At 40.5% G+C, this 18,972-nt stretch carries 15 protein-coding genes and 8 tRNA genes; 17 read left to right on the forward strand and 6 right to left on the reverse strand.

Going from position 1 to position 18,972, the window contains the following annotated elements:
• Positions 1-61: 61 nt before the first annotated feature.
• The 3 genes from C3F34_RS11120 to C3F34_RS11130 are packed head-to-tail and all read right to left on the reverse strand — an operon-like array spanning position 62 to position 4,900.
• A complete protein-coding gene (locus C3F34_RS11120; RefSeq protein ID WP_104441615.1) occupies positions 62-3,166 on the reverse strand; it encodes an efflux RND transporter permease subunit in 3,105 nt (1,034 codons plus the stop codon).
• A 15-nt stretch (positions 3,167-3,181) separates the two neighbouring features.
• Complete coding sequence (locus C3F34_RS11125) at positions 3,182-4,279, reverse strand: efflux RND transporter periplasmic adaptor subunit (RefSeq protein ID WP_104441616.1); 1,098 nt, start codon at positions 4,277-4,279, stop codon at positions 3,182-3,184.
• Between the two features lie 27 nt (positions 4,280-4,306).
• On the reverse strand, positions 4,307-4,900 hold the full coding sequence (locus C3F34_RS11130) for a hypothetical protein (RefSeq protein WP_416333172.1): 594 nt from the start codon (positions 4,898-4,900) through the stop codon (positions 4,307-4,309).
• Positions 4,901-5,231: 331 nt separating this feature from the next.
• Here C3F34_RS11130 and pilG point away from each other — a divergent pair, with 331 nt between their 5' ends.
• The 6 genes from pilG to C3F34_RS11160 all read left to right on the forward strand — a co-directional run bounded on the left by pilG (position 5,232) and on the right by C3F34_RS11160 (position 13,777).
• Positions 5,232-5,615, forward strand: a complete 384-nt coding sequence (gene pilG, locus C3F34_RS11135) for a twitching motility response regulator PilG (RefSeq protein ID WP_004723803.1) — start codon at positions 5,232-5,234, stop codon at positions 5,613-5,615.
• 20 nt (positions 5,616-5,635) lie between these two features.
• Positions 5,636-6,004: a response regulator gene (locus C3F34_RS11140; protein WP_016167069.1), complete on the forward strand. Its 369-nt coding sequence runs from the start codon at positions 5,636-5,638 to the stop codon at positions 6,002-6,004.
• Between the two features lie 3 nt (positions 6,005-6,007).
• The gene (locus C3F34_RS11145; protein WP_016167068.1) at positions 6,008-6,544 is read left to right on the forward strand and encodes a chemotaxis protein CheW; all 537 of its coding nucleotides are present in this window, start codon (positions 6,008-6,010) and stop codon (positions 6,542-6,544) included.
• Positions 6,545-6,591: 47 nt separating this feature from the next.
• Positions 6,592-8,664 (forward strand): methyl-accepting chemotaxis protein, encoded by a 2,073-nt coding sequence (locus C3F34_RS11150; RefSeq protein ID WP_016167067.1) that lies wholly within the window; start codon positions 6,592-6,594, stop codon positions 8,662-8,664.
• Between the two features lie 156 nt (positions 8,665-8,820).
• On the forward strand, positions 8,821-13,308 hold the full coding sequence (locus C3F34_RS11155; RefSeq protein WP_104441617.1) for an Hpt domain-containing protein: 4,488 nt from the start codon (positions 8,821-8,823) through the stop codon (positions 13,306-13,308).
• 4 nt (positions 13,309-13,312) lie between these two features.
• Positions 13,313-13,777, forward strand: coding sequence for a hypothetical protein (locus C3F34_RS11160; protein ID WP_016167065.1), 465 nt, complete (start codon positions 13,313-13,315; stop codon positions 13,775-13,777).
• A gap of 64 nt (positions 13,778-13,841) precedes the next feature.
• Here C3F34_RS11160 and dapE read toward each other — a convergent pair whose 3' ends face one another.
• The 3 genes from dapE to C3F34_RS11175 form a co-directional block, all read right to left on the reverse strand.
• On the reverse strand, positions 13,842-14,975 hold the full coding sequence (dapE, locus tag C3F34_RS11165) for a succinyl-diaminopimelate desuccinylase (RefSeq protein ID WP_044738274.1): 1,134 nt from the start codon (positions 14,973-14,975) through the stop codon (positions 13,842-13,844).
• A gap of 115 nt (positions 14,976-15,090) precedes the next feature.
• A complete protein-coding gene (locus C3F34_RS11170; protein WP_016167063.1) occupies positions 15,091-15,231 on the reverse strand; it encodes an entericidin A/B family lipoprotein in 141 nt (46 codons plus the stop codon).
• A 115-nt stretch (positions 15,232-15,346) separates the two neighbouring features.
• Positions 15,347-16,225: a DUF1853 family protein gene (locus C3F34_RS11175; protein WP_104441618.1), complete on the reverse strand. Its 879-nt coding sequence runs from the start codon at positions 16,223-16,225 to the stop codon at positions 15,347-15,349.
• Between the two features lie 96 nt (positions 16,226-16,321).
• On the opposite strand from C3F34_RS11175, the gene C3F34_RS11180 reads away from it, so the two are divergent.
• From C3F34_RS11180 to C3F34_RS11230, 11 genes are all read left to right on the forward strand, one after another.
• The gene (locus tag C3F34_RS11180) at positions 16,322-16,696 is read left to right on the forward strand and encodes a YbaN family protein (protein WP_016167061.1); all 375 of its coding nucleotides are present in this window, start codon (positions 16,322-16,324) and stop codon (positions 16,694-16,696) included.
• Positions 16,697-16,737: 41 nt separating this feature from the next.
• Positions 16,738-17,244, forward strand: coding sequence for a cell wall-recycling L,D-carboxypeptidase ElsL (elsL, locus tag C3F34_RS11185; RefSeq protein WP_016167060.1), 507 nt, complete (start codon positions 16,738-16,740; stop codon positions 17,242-17,244).
• 228 nt (positions 17,245-17,472) lie between these two features.
• A tRNA-Val gene (locus C3F34_RS11190) sits at positions 17,473-17,548 on the forward strand.
• A 23-nt stretch (positions 17,549-17,571) separates the two neighbouring features.
• Positions 17,572-17,648 (forward strand) — tRNA-Asp (locus C3F34_RS11195).
• Between the two features lie 50 nt (positions 17,649-17,698).
• Positions 17,699-17,775: transfer RNA gene (locus tag C3F34_RS11200), tRNA-Asp, on the forward strand.
• 21 nt (positions 17,776-17,796) lie between these two features.
• Positions 17,797-17,872 (forward strand) — tRNA-Val (locus tag C3F34_RS11205).
• A gap of 13 nt (positions 17,873-17,885) precedes the next feature.
• A tRNA-Asp gene (locus C3F34_RS11210) sits at positions 17,886-17,962 on the forward strand.
• Between the two features lie 100 nt (positions 17,963-18,062).
• A tRNA-Val gene (locus C3F34_RS11215) sits at positions 18,063-18,138 on the forward strand.
• A 44-nt stretch (positions 18,139-18,182) separates the two neighbouring features.
• Positions 18,183-18,259, forward strand: a tRNA-Asp gene (locus tag C3F34_RS11220).
• A gap of 94 nt (positions 18,260-18,353) precedes the next feature.
• A tRNA-Val gene (locus tag C3F34_RS11225) sits at positions 18,354-18,429 on the forward strand.
• An 80-nt stretch (positions 18,430-18,509) separates the two neighbouring features.
• Positions 18,510-18,971, forward strand: coding sequence for a DUF2750 domain-containing protein (locus tag C3F34_RS11230; protein WP_016167059.1), 462 nt, complete (start codon positions 18,510-18,512; stop codon positions 18,969-18,971).
• The last annotated feature ends 1 nt before the right edge of the window (position 18,972 follow it).

Genomic DNA, 18,972 nt, shown 5'->3' on the forward strand with positions numbered 1-18,972 from the left:
GATAATCCAATCTAAAATGAAACAGTCATTCGATGCTGACTGTCCATTGAACTGCCATGGATTATGCCATGATTTTCTGTTTGAGACGAAGTAGAAAATTCTTAAAGTCATCTAAGTAGGTAAAGATGACAGGAACCACCACCAAGGTGAGCAGGGTAGAGGTAATGATTCCACCAATCACAGCATGCGCCATAGGGGCACTTTGCTCACCACCTTCACCGAGTCCGAGCGCTAGCGGAATCATCCCCATGACCATGGCACTGGTGGTCATTAAAATTGGACGTAAACGGGTTTTACCTGCTTGTAAAATCGCATCATAACGACTGCTGCCAGACTCCATGGCTTTTTTAATAAAATCGATGAGTAAGATGGCATTTTTGGTGACCAGTCCCATCAGCATAATGATGCCAATAATGGAGAATAGATTCATGGTCGAATTGAACAAGAACAGGGCTAAAAATACCCCAATCAGCGATAGTGGGAGTGAGGCCATAATCGCAGCAGGGTGAATAAAGCTATTAAACTGTGAACCTAAAACAATATAAATAAACACAATTGATAAGGTAATTGCCGTGAGTGCATAGCCCGCCGATTCAGCCATATCGGCATTTGCTCCTTGAGTATCGAAGCTATAGCCCGCAGGCAGTTTAAAATTATCCTGAATTTTTTGTATATCGGCACCAATATCACCCGCAGGGCGCCCAGCCGTATTGGCTTCAACTAAGACTTCTCGTGCCAAATCACGACGATTAATCTGAGAAGCCCCTAAGGTTTGTTCTAGGCTCGCGATACTGCCAAGAGGCACTAAAATATTTTGTCCTGACTGATCTTGTTTCGCAGAGTTAATGTATAAATTGCCTAAATCATTCGGTAGGCTACGTTGGCTTTCAGCTAATCGAACATTGACATCATAGGTTTCACCTTTGTCATCTTGCCAAGACGTGACATCATCTCCTGCAATTAACGGGCGTACAACATTGGCAATTTGATTGACAGATAAACCTAAATCATTCGCTAAAACCCGATTAATATGGACGGCCAAAGTGGCTTTAGGTTCTTTGAGTGAACTTTCTAAATCGACCACGCCTCGAACTTGAGCAACTTGTTGCATGAACTGATCTGATATTTTTTGTAGTTGGTTTAAGTCAGGTCCTTTAATCGAAATCATGATCGGTTTTTGTCCGCCAGAAACATTTTCATCGGCAGAGGCAACCGAAGTCACACGAATTCCTGCAATGCTTTTAAGTCGATCACGGAATTCATTATTCAATTGAATCAGTGTTTTATTACGCTGTTGGCGTGGCGTTACTGTCACATGTAGGCTAACGTGGTTTTTCCCACGATCTGTAACGCCATTAATCACGCCATAAGTACCGAGTACTTCAGGGTTCTGTCTTAGAATTTGCTCGACCTGTAACAGTTTGGCCTGCGAATATTCCAAAGAGGCATTGACTGGCGTTTCAAATTTTATGCGAATCTGAGCTTTATCTGGCGTAGGTACAAATTCGGTACCAATCATTTTAGATAAAGCGAGAGCTCCAAAAAGGGAGGCAATCGCAATCATGAGCGTGATTAACCGAAAACGCAGTGCCAGTTTTAATAAGTACTCGTAAACGTGGGTGATACGCTCTAGCAGATGTGCAATGACATCAAAGAAGCGGCTTAATAGGTTTGGTTTTTTAGATTTTTTGCCTGAATCTGTCCAATGCGCAGAGAGCATGGGATCAAGGGTGAAACTGACAAACATGGAAATCAGTACGGCTGTACTGACCGTTACTCCAAATTGGTAAAAGAAACGACCGATAATACCGCCCATAAAAGCAACAGGTAAAAATACTGCCACAATGGTTAAGGTGGTGGCTAAGACCGCTAAGCCAATTTCTTTGGTTCCATCCAAGGCAGCACTAACGTGATCTTTACCCATATCGGCATGGCGAACAATATTCTCCCTAACCACAATCGCATCATCAATCAGTAAGCCAATGCTGAGCGACAAAGCTAAGAGCGTCATCATATTAATGCTAAAGCCGAAAGCCCAAATCATGGCTAAAGTACCCAATAAAGAGATGGGTAGGGTCATGCCTGTAATAATGGTAGAGCGGAAGGAGCCAAGAAAAAGTAAGACGATGAACACCGCGAGTATTGCACCCTCAAGAATGGTTCGGGTGACATCTTGAATGCTGCCACGAATGCCTTGAGAGCTATCGACTACGACTTTGACACTGATGCCCTTGGGGAGTTGTTGTTCAATCTTGGCTAAGGCTTTACGGGTGCCATCCACCACTTGAATAATATTTGAATCGGAGTTGCGCAATACATCAACCGCGACAGCAGGGTTGCCATTTAAAAAAGCGCTAGAGTCAAGTTCTGCCTGACTGTCTTCAACAGTCGCAACTTGTTTTAAAAAAATCGGACTGCCATTTTTGGTGGCAACAATTAAATCCCCAAAAGCGTAGGGATGAATGACTTTGGATTTGATTTCGACCACAAGTTCGGAGTTTGCTTGTTTGAGGGTGCCACCTGGAACTTCAATATTTTCACTTTTTAAGGTGTTAATGACTTGATCGATGCCAATGCCGTAGCTTTGTAACTTGTATGGATCAATGACAACTCGAATTTGACGCTGGCTATCGCCTAATAAGTTAACCGCACCCACGCCAGATACCGTTTGTAATTCGGGCACAATCCGTTGGTCAATATAGGTACTGAGCTCACGTAAGGACTGGCTATTGGACTCAAATACAATTGACATAATTGCACTGGCAGTCGGGTCATAGCGTTCTACCACAGGATCCTGAATTTCATCTCGAAATTCAGCAGTCACAGGCGCTATTTTGTCACGAATATCTTGAGCAGCAACAGCAGAGGGAACGTCTAAGTTAAACTCAACAATGATGGTGGAAAGCCCTTCACTGGACTGTGAAATGACCTGCTTTAGCCCTGAAATGGTATTGATCTGATCTTCCATTTTTTTGGTAATTTCAGATTCAATGGTTTCAGGCGAAGCACCGGGATAAGTGGTATGCACAACAACAAATGGAAAGTCGACATCAGGAAATTCCTCCACGCTCATGCGTTGCCAAGAAGCTAAGCCGAGCACCATCAGCGATAACATCATCATGATAGTAAAGACAGGATATTTTACGCTGATACGGGTTAACCACATTTTGAGACCCTAAACTTATTTAGTTCGCTGAATCGTAACGGTTTTATGAAGATCATCATCGTTGAACTTTACGCGGCTAATTTGATCGCCACTGGTCAGTCCAGAGACGACAGCCGTATTTTCGCTATAGCGCTGTTCAAGTATTTGTATAGGAACGCGTTCAATTTTTTGCTGGCGAATCACCCAGACATAAGGCTTTTGTTCAAGATTTTGAATCGTGTCTAAGGGAATTAATTGTCCCGATGCAGAAGGTACTGCCAGAATATTACCTTCAACAAATGCGCCTATACTTAATGGATTAAGCTCTGAGTTTGGTGTGGCATAAAACTCAATTTGACGACTATTTAAATCCGCCAGTGGTGAAATACGACTGAGTGTTGCGGTCAGTGTTTCAGGACTTCCTTGTATGCGGTATTCAATTTTTTGCCCTACTTTTAAAGCATTGCGCTGATCACTTGGTAAACGCGCTTGAAGTTCTAACTTTGTTGGGTCAACGATTTCAAATAAGGTTTGACCCGCCGCGACGGTTTGACCAGGTTCAACCTGACGTTTGGTGACAACGCCTGTTATAGGGCTACGCAAAGTCCCATCTTGTTCAGCTTTCAGTGCAATATCAACAGCAGCTTGTTGCGCCTTAGCATTTTCTAATTGCGCCTGATAGTCCACCTGATTTTGTTCAAATTCAACTCTAGAGATAAAGCCCTGATCAAGTAACCGTTGCTTACGTTTCATCATGTTCTGAGCAAGGTTGGCTTGTGCTTTAGCTGCAGCCAAATTTGCTTTCGCTTGAGCTAGACGAGCTTCATTATCTTGATTGTTGAGTTGGATTAAGATCTGACCTTGTTGTACAGCATCACCAACATTGGCACGGACTAAAGTTGCGGTGGCTGTCACTTGAGATTGCAAGCTGCTTTGATTTACAGCGCGAATGCTGCCTGTAAATGGGGTTCTTTCTACAGATTGACCAAAATTAATTGCAACTAGATCTTGTTGAATAAGCTCAATCTTCTTATTTTCACTGGGGGGAAGTGTTTCGGGTTGTTTTTGACAAGCAGCGAGTAAAAGACAAATCGTGAGAGCGGATGATTTAAATAAACGGGGTGCATACTGCATCAAAAATGTCCTTACTTCATTGCAGGATTAGTTTTCCATGGCTTTTAAGCGCGCAATTATATTCGCGTATTCAGCTTGCGTATTGCGATAGTTGGTTTGTAAAGACTGAATTTGCTCTTTTTTATTGCTGATATTGGTCGCATTATTGCTGAGGTTGCTTTTTAAAATCGCTGGAACAGGATCGCCTTTACGTAAATATTCCATTTCTTGTCGTTTAAATAAAATACGATCATTTTGCAATTGTTTGAGCTGGTCTTGTTGGAAGCTGATTTGTTTTTTTATATTGGCTAAAGCTTCATTACCTTTATTGATAGCAACCTTGCTGTTGGTATAGGCACGTTTTAAGCGTAAGTCAGCTTCACGTTGTTTGGCTTGAGCAGCACGTTGAGGTGCTTTTTTCTGTTCCGTTTCCGCATTATAGGGGCGATTACGTTTAATCACCTGCATATTGCGGTCGAGTGCTTCATAGCCATAGCGAATATGATTAGGGGTAACACTGGTACTGATATTCGCCACACCTTTGTTATCGTAATAACGATACCAAACGGCTTTTACTTCTTCAGCAAAAGTAAATGCTGATTGGAGGAGCAACAGGCTAATCAGCAAAAGTTTAAATGCCATTTCCTTTTCTGCAATGAAAGCAAGTTTTCGACTAAACTGACTTTTCATTGAATCCCCCACAAAAAGTTAAAGTTGACTAAATTACTTATTTTTAAGTAATAATAAAGTTATATTAGAACTAATCTGGCGAAGAAAAAACCTCTATTCATTAAAAAAAATATTGGAATGAATGAAAGTGTGAAATTGTAGGTTAAATTAGTAAAAAGTGTCGAATTAGTTCGAAACTGTTCATTGAAAATACAAGTAAATATATGTTAAAAATGTTAGCAACTTGTAATAAAACTTCATATACCAAATGTATGTACATTCTAAAAATTGGACGGGTCATTAAATGGACGATAAATTTCAAAATCTAAAAGTCATGGTAATTGATGATTCAAAAACCATTCGCCGTACAGCAGAAACATTATTACAACGTGAAGGTTGTGAAGTTGTTACCGCAGTAGATGGTTTTGAGGCTTTATCAAAGATTGCTGAAGCAAATCCAGATATTGTTTTTGTCGACATCATGATGCCACGTCTAGATGGCTATCAAACTTGTGCATTGATTAAAAATTCGCAAAATTATCAAAATATTCCTGTCATTATGCTATCGAGTAAAGATGGTTTATTTGATCAGGCTAAAGGACGTGTTGTCGGTTCTGATGAATATTTAACAAAACCATTCAGTAAAGATGAACTTTTAAACGCAATTCGTAATCACGTAACAGCATAAGTTTTGTATTGGGGAAGAGCATGGCTCGTATTTTGGTTGTAGATGATTCGCCTACTGAAACATTTCGTTTCAGAGAGATATTAGGCAAGCACGGATTTGAAGTTATTGAAGCTTCAAATGGTGCAGATGGGGTAACAATGGCACAAGCAGAACTTCCTGATCTGGTGCTTATGGATGTGGTGATGCCTGGTGTAAATGGTTTTCAGGCAACGCGTCAAATTGCGCGTGGTGAAACAACCAAACATATTCCTGTTGTGATTGTGAGTACCAAAGATCAGGCAACTGACCGTGTTTGGGGTAAACGTCAAGGGGCATGTGATTACTTAACTAAGCCAATTGATGAACAGCAATTGATTGACACCATTAAGCAGCACCTCAACGCAGGATAAACTATGGCAGCGAACGGATTTATCGAATTACTTCGCTTGGCGAAACGTGGTAATAAAAACTACGTTTCGACTGAGAATGAAGTAAACCGATGGTCAGGGATTGCATTTGAAATGATGGGGCAATATTTCGTTGCCCCTCTAGGTGAGGTTTCGGAAGTTATTTATCCACCTAAATATACGCCAGTGCCAAATACCCAGTCATGGGTGATGGGATTGGCTAATATTCGTGGACGATTGCTCTCAGTTGCAGATTTGTCTCATTATATTTCTGGACATCGAAGCCAATATTCACCGACACAAAAAGTCTTATGTATCAGTCATCATGATCATTATGTCGGATTAGTCGTCGATCAGGTTTTGGGCATTCAACACTTTAATAAGAAAAGTTTCTTTTCTAAACACAAAGATTTAGATAGTAATTTACAAGAATATTGCCAAGGGTATTTTCATCAACATAACCAACAATGGCATGTTTTCTTATTTAGTCGTTTATTGCAAAATCCAAAATATATGAACGCATCTATAAAACTTATAAATTAAATAGTCCAACTCATTAAGAATGAAGGCAAAATTCGGGGAGAAGCTGCATGGGCTTTAAACTAAAAAAGAAAAATGCAGGTGAAAGTACCAACCGTGCGGGTGGTAATGCTTTAGTAGCAAAAATTCAATCACAGACGGAACAGTTTTCACGTGTATTCGGTGACAGTGAAAAGTCCAAACCATTAATTTTGGGTGCAGCGTTTTGTATCATCTTGGCCCTATTCCTTCTGTTATATCTATTCTATAGCGTACCGCGTAATAACGAATTTACCCGTAGTTTGGGTGATTTACGTCTTTTATCACAAACGATTTCGCGTCAAGCGACAGAGGCAACTGCTTCTGGTACACCAGAAGCAATTAAAAAATTGACAGATTCGCAAAAGGCTTTCGCTGAAAACCTTGAAACGGTTAACGATATCCAAGCGAGTACTCCTGCACTACGTGAAGTCGATGCACAATGGAAAAAAGTTTCTGAAAATATTGATTTAATTGCTTCACAACAAAAAATCATTAATCAGTTATATGACACTAACATTGCAATCAGTGAAAGTATTCCAGGTATTCAGGCTGAATATAACTTGATGGTTGACCAAATGGCACGTCAAAATATGCCAAGTAGTCAGGTAGTTATTGCGAAAAACCAGGTGTTTATTGCGGAACGTATTTTACGTTCGATTAACTCGGTATTAACAGGTACTACTAACTCAAGTGCATCAGCAGATGACTTTAGTGCGGACACTGAAACATTTGGTTCGTATTTGAATGCGCAAATTAATGGTAGTGCAGAACTAGGTGTACAACAGATTACAGAACCTGCTTTACGTGAATCTTTAGACGGTATTAAAGCGGAATATGATGAAGTATTAAAATCTGCAGCAGCAACAGTTTTAAAGAACTCCACGCAAATTGTAAAAGTACGTCAAGCTTCTTCTTCAATTTTTGAACAATCAGATGCATTGTTAACAAACTTAAACAAGTTATCTGGCGGTACAGGTTGGTTAATTGCAATTCCTGCCTTGGGCCTAATTCTGGCATTGATTGGTTTCTTATTCTGCGGATTTAAATTACTAGCACTTCGTGGTGAAGCCGATAAGGTTCGTGTATCACGTTTACAAGAAGAATATGACCGTAACCAGAATGCGATTTTACGTTTACTAGATGAAATTGCTGACTTAGCAGATGGTGACTTACGTTCATATGCAACGGTATCTGAAGATTTTACAGGTGCAATTGCCGACTCGATCAACTTCGCGATCGACCAATTACGTGAGTTAGTTTCGCGTATTACTGAAACTTCTGCAGAGGTTGCACACTATACGCAAAATACTCAGGTCATTACCAACCAGTTAGCCGAAGCTTCTGAGCACCAAGCACAAGAAATTGCAGGCGCATCAGCGGCAATTAATGAAATGGCAATGTCAATTGACCAAGTATCTGCCAACGCATCAGAATCAGCTACGGTAGCAGAACGTTCAGTACAGATTGCGACCAATGGTGCAGAAGTTGTAAACCGTTCAATTGAAGGTATGGATATCATTCGTGAGCAGATTCAAGAAACATCAAAACGTATTAAACGTTTGGGTGAATCATCTCAAGAAATTGGTAACATTGTTGCCCTGATTAACGATATTGCAGACCAAACGAACATCTTGGCATTAAATGCAGCCATTCAGGCATCTATGGCGGGTGAAGCTGGTCGTGGTTTCGCGGTCGTAGCTGATGAAGTACAGCGTCTTGCAGAACGTTCTGCCTCTGCAACCAAGCAGATTGAAACACTGGTAAAAACGATTCAAACAGATACCAACGAAGCCGTTATTTCAATGGAACAAACGACTTCGGAAGTTGTCCGTGGTGCGAACTTGTCTAAAGATGCTGGTGTAGCACTAGATGAGATTCAAAACGTATCGGGGAACTTGGCAAAACTGATTGCAAGCATTTCGGATGCAGCAAAACTGCAATCAGCATCAGCGGGTCATATTGCAACCACGATGAACGTTGTACAAGAAATTACGTCACAGACTACAACAGCGACTTTCGACACAGCACGTTCGGTTTCTGAACTTGCCAATATGGCGGAATCACTACGTGAATCTGTAACTGACTTCAAACTACCTGAATAAGTTAGCTAATCTATGGTATTCCGATCTGACATAGGTCGGAATATGCATCTAGTTTTAAGCATCGAAGCGCTGTATTTGCAAATGTGGTGCAGCGTGATGATTACACTCAGGTTTTAGCGCCTTTTATGGTGGCGAGAAACGTAAGAAGCCAAAGCTATGAAAGAAATATTAAAAAATTTAGTCGATACGACAACGCTTCCAGAAGATAGTTATCTTGACCAAGATGCTGAAATTCTAGAGATCTTTGTAGAAGAAATTGAAGAAATTTTTGAAGAATTAGATACCATTTTTGAACAGTGGTTAGCAAATCCTTCTGATCAGGATACTTTAACGATTATTCGACGCCATTTTCATACCTTGAAAGGCTCGGGGCGAATGGTGGGGGCAAAGTCTGCTGGTGAGGTGGCTTGGGCTGTCGAAGATACTTTAAATCGTGTTATTTTCGGTTCTGTACCTTTAGAGCTTAAGATTCAGAAATTTGCTGAAACGGTTTATCGCGTTTTTCAATTTAAGCTTTATCCTCAGTTCAAAGCGGTCAAACCCATAGAAATTGATTTAAGACCTCTGGTGCTATTGGGGCAGCAGCTACAACAAGGTCAATCAATTGAACCTGCACTTGAAGAATTGTTATCTTTAGCAGATCAACTCAGATCTCCAGATGATTTGACTGGACTGGAATTAAATTCTTCTCAAGCAGAAATTGCATTGGTGGAAGAAGCAGTGGTTGCTGAATCAAGCGATCTACAAGAAGTGACGACATCCATTTTCATTGAAGAAGCTGAAGAACATCTTGCAACGATTGACCGCTTCTTGAAACAAGATACTGACGAAGTGCTTGATTATAATGGACTGATTCGTGCCTTGCATACTTTGCGTGGTAGTTCGTCTATGGCGCATATCCAGCAAATTTTTGATGCCAGTTCAAAAGTTGAAAATTTATTTAAGACGCTTTTACAAGAAGAAATCGTTTCAACTTCAAATGAGACAGCATTACTTATTCAATATGCTGAATTTGTGCGTGACTATTTACATATTTTACGTCAGGGTAAAGTTGAAAATTTAAATCAAATTGATCAAACATTTAATCAGGCATGGGAAAATTACGGTTTTAATCAAGAAGAATTTGAATCTAGTGCAAATCCACAAGGTTTGGTATCGAAATTAATAGAATTAGATATTGATCTGTTATTGGATGCAGAGCTAGAGTTTGAAAAACGCATTAAAAATGAATTTCCTATTTATGTAGAGCAATTAAGTCAAAAAGCGAATTTACTCGCGGAGCATACCAATAACCGTGCTTCACAAGGGATTCATGATTTTATTCAGGTTTTAGATAAGTGTTACCAAGCTCTTTTAGCTAAACCAACATTACTCAACATTGACTATGCATATGAGCTATTCGCTCAGGCGCATCAAGAATTTATTTATCTGTTTGATACGCTGGCTGCGGGTCAGCGCATAAGTTTATCTACACCAGCAGAACAAGTGCTTCAGAATTTAACTGCATTTGTGCAGCAAGACCTGGAAATTTTTGATTCAGTTGAAGAAAATCCATCTGTAGAGAATACTTCTGAACTTGAAACAGAGTTAATGAGTGAGTCTGGCCCTCAGACTGCAGTTGTTGACTTTGCGGCTTTGTCAAAACGCCTGCATAGTGATGCGAAATTAGTTGATACAGATGAAGCTAATCGTCAATTTGACGATGATCTTTTGGATATCTTCCTTGAGGAAGCAGATGAGCTACTCATGGGGATTGACCAAGATGTACATACATGGAGCAGTGATCAGTCTAATACCGCAGCATTGAATAATTTAATGCGATATTTGCATACCCTGAAGGGTGGCGCAAATATGATTCAAGCGACGCATATTGGTTTAATTGCACATGAATTAGAAACTATTTATGAACGTATTATCAATCAGCAAATTCAGGCATCGCCTGCGCTGATCCAGATTGTTCGTTTAGTTCAAGACAACATTGCTGACCGTATTCAAACGATTCGAGAAGAAAAAGTTGATTATCCGGCTCCTGAAGCAATTGATATTTTAAATAATATTCATGCATTGGTTGCTGGTGCTGTGGTATCTACTGATACGGAAGTGGTTACAGAACAAAAACTGCCTGCTGTTGAACATGTGGCTGTATATGAAGCAGCGACTAATGAGCCTCCAGTTGTACAGCCTGTACATGCAGAAGTTAGTTCATTTGAAGAAGAATCTGAAACTCCAGATTGGGTTGAACCCGTACCACAACCGAACACTGTTGAGCCATCAGTTCAAGACGTTGAATCTTTAGCATTTGATGAGAGTGTACGCTCAATTGTTGAAGAAACATTCTTCGAAGAAGCGGCAGAAATTTTCGATACAATGGAAAAACTGTTGCAGAATTGGTTTGAGCAACGTAGTGACCGTAGTTTATTGCTTCAATTGCAACGCGCAGCGCACAGCCTCAAAGGTGGTGCACGTATGGTTGAAATTGAGCCTGTAGGGGCGATTGCATATCGTTTAGAAAGCGCCTTCGAACAGTTCGCTGTTCATCACTTCAATTCAAATATTTATGATCCACTACTCAAAACCACGATTACATGGTTAAGACATGCTATTTTTGATCATGATTATAGTAATTTTGACAGTTTAAAAGCAGGTTTGGAAGCGATTGAATATGCAGATGTTACTGTTCAATTACCAACGCGAAACAGCCCTGATTATGCACCAATAACTGCACCAAGCTTTGAGTTTATTCAAGGGGATGGAACAGAGCCACCAGCTATGATGGGTGAGTGGGAAAGTTTTGGGGCCAATGATCAATCGAATGAAATGATTCGAATTTCAGCAGATTTGATTGAGAAAATGATTGATTTATCTGGTGAAAATTCGATTAACCGTTCACGTATTGAAATGGATCTTGGTCAATTAGGCAATACATTGAATGAAATGGAATTGGCAATTAAGCGTCTTGCCGACCAGTTGCGTCGAATGGAAGGTGAATTAGAGTCACAAATTATTGCCAAACATGGCAGTGAAGGCGGGCGATATGCCGACTTTGACCCATTGGAAATGGACCAATATTCATCATTAAATCAGTTGTCTAAATCCTTGGCGGAATCTGCATCCGACTTGGTCGACTTCAAGAGTACATTGGCTGAGAAAATTCGTGATACAGAGGGTTTGTTATTACAGCAATCCCGTATTCAGGCCGAAATTCAAGAAGGCTTAATGCGAACTCGCTTGGTTCCATTCTCACGCTTATTGCCTCGTTTGCAACGTATTGTGCGTCAGACTGCTTCAACTCTAAACCGGCCTGCTGAGTTAATTGTAAATAATACTGAAGGTGAGTTGGATCGTACTATTCTTGAGCGTTTAGTTACGCCGCTTGAGCATATGTTACGAAATGCCATCGACCATGGTATTGAAGATCCTGAGCAGCGTCAGTCGGCAAACAAACCTGAAATTGGGAAAATTGAACTCAATATCAGCCGTCAAGGTACGGATGTTGTAGTCGAATTCCATGACGATGGTAAAGGGATTGACGTAAATCGAATCAAGGAAAAAGCCATTTCTTTAGGTTTGATGAAAGCAGATCAATTACTTGAAAAAGAAGAAATTTTACAGTTGATTTTCCATCCAGGTTTTAGTACTGCACAGCAAATTACCCAAATTTCTGGGCGAGGCGTTGGTCTGGATGTCGTACAAAGCTCGATTAAGGCGTTGGGTGGTCATGTCACTGTAGATTCAACCCTTGGAAAAGGAACAAGTTTTAGTATCCGCGTTCCAACGACTGTAGCAGTAAGTGATGCCTTAATGGTGAAATCTGGGGATCAGCAATTTGCAATTCCTTTGGCACAAATTGAGCGCATCATTCGAATTGCACCAACGACTTTGGAAACTTACTTTAATAGTAAAGAAGATTATTTCAAAATTGATAACCAAAGCTATAAGTTACGTTATCTTTCTGAATTTGTTTCCAATCAGCCTTTACCGCGTTTAAGCAATATTGCTCATTCGTTACCTGTATTGTTGATTAAGGGTAATAGTGGTCAAACGATTGCCTTATTGGTTGATCAGTTGATCGGCTCACGTGCGCAAATTGTCGTGAAACCAATTGGCCAGCAATTTGCTGCAATTGGTGCGATAGCAGGTGCAACGATTCTAGGTGATGGACAAGTGTGTTTGATTCTGGATGGACAAAATATTGCCCGTCAAGTGCAAACCACACAACGTGTGAAACATGGCCATGATCAACGTGATTCTTATCGTTATAGCAATACACGTCGTTTAATCATGATTGTCGATGACTCGGTTACAGTACGTAAAGTTACTTCACGTCTATTAGAGCGCCAAGGTTATGATGTCGTCACTGCGAAAGATGGTGTGGATGCCATGGAGCAGTTAGAAAATGTCAAACCTGATTTAATGCTGTTAGATATTGAAATGCCACGTATGGACGGATTTGAAGTAACTAACTTAATTCGTCACCACGAAGTTCATAAGCAACTCCCAATTATCATGATTACATCACGTACGGGTGAAAAGCATCGTGAACGAGCATTTAGTTTGGGTGTAACTCATTATATGGGTAAACCATTCCAAGAGGCTGAATTGTTGAATAACATAGAAAGTCTTTTGACTGTGAAACAGGGGTAATTTGATGAGTGGAAAAATCGCGAATAAATCGGTTTTAGACCAAATTAGTCAGCAAGAGTTACATCATCTTATTACAGTTTCTACTGGATTTATTGATGCTTATATCATTCAGTGTTATGGCAAAGTTGCGATGTTATTACCTCAAAACATTGTACTTTCCGCATTGGATAGCCAGACACATGTTTCTTCAGTAGAGTGGCACGATGTAAAATTACCTGTTTATGCGGTGAATGATCCTGCAAAAGAGACAGGTGTTGCATTGGTGATTGAAGGTGATGAAGTAGATCAGCGTTTTGCCTTGATGTGTAATGAAATGCCGAAATCTGTACGTGTTCGTATTTCTGAGGTGGTTGACGAAGAAATGACAGTTACTGATCCTATGGTGTTTCAGTATGTGAGAATGGGCGAACAAACGTTCCAAGTCCCGAATGTAGTCCAGATTCAAGCCAGTTTAGGTATTAACTCATAAAAGCTTTAACAATAAAAAACCCATGTTCAACATGGGTTTTTTATTCGCTGTTTATTCAAAAGTCTTAAGCTAATAAGCCTTCTAAAATTTGCTCATAAATTTCAGCCAAAGGTTCTAAATCTGCTACATTAACGTGCTCATCAATTTGATGTATGCTGGCATTAAGTACACCTAGTTCAAGTACTTGAGCGCCTGTAGGTGCAATAAAACGACCATCTGATGTTCCGCCACTGGTCGATAATTCAGTTTCACGACCAGTAACATTACGAATTGCATTTTTCGCAGCATTCACCAACTCACCCACTGGGGTGAGGAATGGTAAGCCAGAATGTGTCCATTGGATTTCGTAAGTTAAACCATGACGATCTAAAATTTCTAACACACGGGCTTTTAATTCTTCTGCTGTGACTTCTGTCGAATAGCGGAAGTTAAATGTCACCGTCATTGTCCCAGGTACCACATTGGTTGCACCTGTACCTGCTTGGATATTAGAAACTTGGAAAGAAGTTGCAGGGAAGTATTCATTCCCTTGATCCCAAACGGTATCGCATAGTTCTGCAACAGCTTTAGAAGCCATGTGAATTGGATTAATCGCAAGGTGAGGGTAAGCCACGTGACCTTGCTTTCCTTTTACAGTCAGTACTGCATTTAATGAACCACGACGACCATTTTTTACAATATCACCTAAATGATGCGTACTTGATGGCTCACCTACAAGGCACCAAGTCATTTTTTCTTGGCGAGCTTCTAGCGTTTCAATAACTTTGACAGTTCCATTAATCGCAGGACCTTCTTCATCAGAGGTGATTAAAAATGCGATTGAGCCTTTGTGATTTGGGTGCTTAGCTACAAATCGTTCTGATGCCACCACCATTGCCGCCAATGCAGTTTTCATGTCTGCACTACCACGACCATAGAGTTTGCCATCACGGATTTCTGGAATAAACGGTTCTGAGTGCCAAGCATTTAAATTGCCTGTTGGTACTACATCTGTATGCCCTGCAAAACAGAACACTGGAGCTTCAGTCCCTTTGCGCGCCCAAAGATTATCAACATCATCAAAACGCATAGGTTCAATGTTAAAACCAATTTTTGCTAAACGCTCAGCCATAATGTTTTGACAGTCATGATCGACAGGCGTAACAGAGGGTTGGCGGAGTAATTGCAGACTAAGTTCGAGTGTTTCGGAGTGGTTCATACAGAAAAGCAAATGAAAAATATGCTGCTATGATAGGCGAATCGAATCAAGAAAGGGAGTTTTGATATAAAAAAACCTTATCGTTTTGATAAGGTCTTGATGTTCTTTTGGGGGATTATAATTTGTCTGCTGATTTTTCCGCGCTGTCTGTAACCACATCCCCAACTTTGGAAACGTCTTTACCTACACCTGCGACCGTATTACAGCCTGCTAGAAAAAAAGTGAGTAGTAATGAGATCGCGATTGCTTTTTTCATAGTGTTCTCCAAAACATGAATTATTATCTTGAGCACATATAGATTAAAAAACATTCAGCATAAACAGTACCATGATTTCATTATAAAAAAGTTAAAGAATGTATATGGCGTCATTTTAATGCTGAGCATAATGCTGTAGCAGAGGGCGGTTGCGATACATATAAAAATTTTGTTCCTCATCTTTATCTAAATAACAATACAAACCATCAGTCCAGAGCAGAGGTGTTACACTGGTTGCAGCAGCATGAGGGCAGAGCCATTCGTGGCGTTGTAAGCGATAGGGGAATGCTGTTTGAGGAATAAAATCATAGCCCCACAAGCCTATTCTTCTATGTGAGTTCAGCCAATGTGGGATTTGCTGTGTGGTTGCATGCAAAGGCAAATACAGTTGCCCCTTTAAGATGACAAAGCGTTGTTGTATTGGGTAATTCAGTGCTTGATCAAATTGAAACTGCTTTTGGGTAAAATGGTTTAATTTACGTTTTAATGTATCTGTCCGATTAAGCCCATACCAATGCGGAAAAGAAAAATCACATTCTGCTAAATAGTATTTTAAAGCCACTTCCCAATGTTCAATTTGATTGGTCTGCGTATTTTTAAGTAAAAAATCCAATTCGCCTAAAGTTTTAGGGCCTGCAATTTGTTGGATGCTGTGCCCTAAAAGTTCATAAGGGTGATAATTATGATCACATAACCAAAACCAAATAAACATTTCAAAGCGTAATCCTAGTCGAGTGCTTTTTAATTGATTTAAAAAGTTTTCTAATTCAGTTGGATGTTGATCTAAATAATCTAAACGAGTTTGGTAGAGGTGAAAGTACTGAGTCCAAACCGACTCTGTATGAAATTGAAATGCCTGTTGAACGTCAAATTGCTCGGGATAAGCACTTAGAATATTGGGGCTGGCAAGGCTAAAAGCCAATTGCCTCACCAGCGGATTTTTAAAATTGAGCCATGGTTCAAAAAGATGGTCTTGTTGTAAGGTTGGAAACATAGTGAAAACCGAAACGGCAGAACAATGTACAGAATTTAAAAAGGATAAAGTGTAAAAACATTTTATACTAGCGCAATTCTAGATTAGGGCTTGAAGATGAAGATAGTGTTTTGGCGAAGTTTAGTGGTGCTTTTTGTCATCCTTGGCTTTATTGGTGCTGTACTACCTGGTATGCCAACAACAGTATTTTTAATTTTAGCCGCGTGGGCAGCCTCAAAAGGTTGGCCACAAGTAGATGATTGGTTGTTAAATCATCCAAAGCATGGCGCAACACTTCGAGCTTGGCGTGAAAATGGCACTGTACCACGCAAAGCCAAATGGATTGCTTCCAGCATGATGCTGCTCAGTGGCGTATTGATGCTATTTACAACAGCGCCTTTTGCGGTCAAAGTCTTTACAGATTTGACCATGTTGATTGTTGCAATCTGGTTATGGTTGCGCCCAGAACCAGTTTCGAGTGAAGCACGATAGATAATGCTCATAACTAATTGCACGTTTTTTAGGACAGTTCAATGCAATATTCATTACAACAAGCAGATATTTTAATAGATTTGGCAGAGCAAACTTTGCAACTGCCTAAGCATAATAAATTCTATGTGATTTCATCGGGTAAAAATGGGATTGGTGAACAGGAAAATAGTGGCAAGACACCAAGAGGATGGCACAAAGTGGCGTTAAAGTTTGGTGAGTTTTCACCAATTAATGCAGTCTTTATTGCACGTAAAGAAACAGGGGAGGTTTATGATCTGGAGCTTGCCACAGCATTTCCAGAACGTGACTGGATCTTGTCACGTATTTTATGGCTTGCTGGTTTAGAGCCACAGTTTAATCAAGGTGAGGGATGCGATACCTTCAATCGTTATATTTATATTCACGGTACACCAGATAGCGAACCCATGGGTATTCCAATGTCGCATGGTTGTATCCGCATGCGCAATCAAGATGTCATCGAATTATTTGAACTGATTCCTGAAAATGCGTTGGTCTATATTTCGGAACAAACATTAAATTTAAGTTAAAGCGTCGTCATTTTCATCTATGGCGTTAAAAATGTTTAAAAATAAAGATAGCGGCTATGTGTAAAAAATACGCATACTTTTGAAATAACTTGCAGAATTTGCTTGTTTTTATAGCAAAACACTTATTTTTTAATCACTCAAACATAAAATTATGAAAACAGTGAGAAAAGCGTTTGACACTCGGTCAGGATTCTCTATAATGCACCACACAAACGATGAAGACGTTAAGGGCGCTTAGCTCAGTTGGTAGAGCGTCTGCCTTACAAGCAGAATGTCGGCGGTTCGATCCCGTCAGCGCCCACCAAGACTTTACGTTAAACTCTCAGTGCAGCGGTAGTTCAGTTGGTTAGAATACCGGCCTGTCACGCCGGGGGTCGCGGGTTCGAGCCCCGTCCGCTGCGCCACTTGATGAGTTTAATAATTGTTTGTACCACAAATGCGATATTGTGTAAGTGCAGCGGTAGTTCAGTTGGTTAGAATATCGGCCTGTCACGCCGAGGGTCGCGGGTTCGAGCCCCGTCCGCTGCGCCATTTATACAAAATAGCTTTTGAGGGCGCTTAGCTCAGTTGGTAGAGCGTCTGCCTTACAAGCAGAATGTCGGCGGTTCGATCCCGTCAGCGCCCACCATATTCTTTGCGATGCAGCGGTAGTTCAGTTGGTTAGAATACCGGCCTGTCACGCCGGGGGTCGCGGGTTCGAGCCCCGTCCGCTGCGCCATTTCAGAGAAGTTTAACAGTTTGACAAGCTGTGTTTCAAAAGATAATCTTTAGTGTTTATCTTGCATCCTAAAAATAGTGATGCTATTTTTAATGCCTTAGGGCGCTTAGCTCAGTTGGTAGAGCGTCTGCCTTACAAGCAGAATGTCGGCGGTTCGATCCCGTCAGCGCCCACCATAATTTTGACAGATTATGGATTTTGGTTTTAAGAATTCCGTGTTGCAGCGGTAGTTCAGTTGGTTAGAATATCGGCCTGTCACGCCGAGGGTCGCGGGTTCGAGCCCCGTCCGCTGCGCCATTTTAATATCTTATTTCCCTGAATAAGATGTTTAATCCAGATAAAGCACCTTTATCTTGGTTTTGTAAAAATAGGTCTCTATTTTTATTCTTCAGGGCGCTTAGCTCAGTTGGTAGAGCGTCTGCCTTACAAGCAGAATGTCGGCGGTTCGATCCCGTCAGCGCCCACCATATATCTCCTTCATGTTGTCTAGACTCAGTCTTTTATATAGAATTTATTATTCAATAATAATTCAATATATATCATTGATATGAGAAATCCTTATCAGCGTAAAGCTGCATCTAAAAGTCATAATTCTAGCCCAAGTGCGAAGAATATCTATCAGCAATTTATTGAAAACATGGTTGCTCAAGGATCTGTGAGTGCTTTATATCAGGATGGTTGGGCGTTATGCGCGACCCCAACAGGGCAACGTGCATTTGCAATTTGGCAAAATAAAAATTTAGCTAAATTGTTGATTAGGGACAATTGGGCAGATTATCAATTGAAAGAGATCAGCCTCAAAGATTTGGTAGAAAAGCTGATTCCATATTTAAGAAAGGAACAGACCACCATTTCTTTGGACTTAACGCCTGAGGGGCAAAATATCTTGGTTGCGCCAGAGAAATTGTTGTTAGATTTAAAAAACTATTTATACCAAGTCTATATGCAAAAACCTGAGTTGTTTCAGGACATGAAGCTTCCTCTTCCTCGTCATATTCGTCTGAATTAAT

The sequence above is a fragment of the Acinetobacter sp. ACNIH2 genome, from assembly GCF_002934965.1.
GTDB lineage: Bacteria > Pseudomonadota > Gammaproteobacteria > Pseudomonadales > Moraxellaceae > Acinetobacter > Acinetobacter tandoii.

Coding starts and splice junctions, on each gene's coding strand:
- C3F34_RS11120 (WP_104441615.1), bottom strand. CDS start 3,166: ATGTGGTTAACCCGTATCAGCGTAAAATATCCTGTCTTTACTATCATG.
- C3F34_RS11125 (WP_104441616.1), bottom strand. CDS start 4,279: ATGCAGTATGCACCCCGTTTATTTAAATCATCCGCTCTCACGATTTGT.
- C3F34_RS11130 (WP_416333172.1), bottom strand. CDS start 4,900: ATGGCATTTAAACTTTTGCTGATTAGCCTGTTGCTCCTCCAATCAGCA.
- pilG (WP_004723803.1), top strand. CDS start 5,232: ATGGACGATAAATTTCAAAATCTAAAAGTCATGGTAATTGATGATTCA.
- C3F34_RS11140 (WP_016167069.1), top strand. CDS start 5,636: ATGGCTCGTATTTTGGTTGTAGATGATTCGCCTACTGAAACATTTCGT.
- C3F34_RS11145 (WP_016167068.1), top strand. CDS start 6,008: ATGGCAGCGAACGGATTTATCGAATTACTTCGCTTGGCGAAACGTGGT.
- C3F34_RS11150 (WP_016167067.1), top strand. CDS start 6,592: ATGGGCTTTAAACTAAAAAAGAAAAATGCAGGTGAAAGTACCAACCGT.
- C3F34_RS11155 (WP_104441617.1), top strand. CDS start 8,821: ATGAAAGAAATATTAAAAAATTTAGTCGATACGACAACGCTTCCAGAA.
- C3F34_RS11160 (WP_016167065.1), top strand. CDS start 13,313: ATGAGTGGAAAAATCGCGAATAAATCGGTTTTAGACCAAATTAGTCAG.
- dapE (WP_044738274.1), bottom strand. CDS start 14,975: ATGAACCACTCCGAAACACTCGAACTTAGTCTGCAATTACTCCGCCAA.
- C3F34_RS11170 (WP_016167063.1), bottom strand. CDS start 15,231: ATGAAAAAAGCAATCGCGATCTCATTACTACTCACTTTTTTTCTAGCA.
- C3F34_RS11175 (WP_104441618.1), bottom strand. CDS start 16,225: ATGTTTCCAACCTTACAACAAGACCATCTTTTTGAACCATGGCTCAAT.
- C3F34_RS11180 (WP_016167061.1), top strand. CDS start 16,322: ATGAAGATAGTGTTTTGGCGAAGTTTAGTGGTGCTTTTTGTCATCCTT.
- elsL (WP_016167060.1), top strand. CDS start 16,738: ATGCAATATTCATTACAACAAGCAGATATTTTAATAGATTTGGCAGAG.
- C3F34_RS11230 (WP_016167059.1), top strand. CDS start 18,510: ATGAGAAATCCTTATCAGCGTAAAGCTGCATCTAAAAGTCATAATTCT.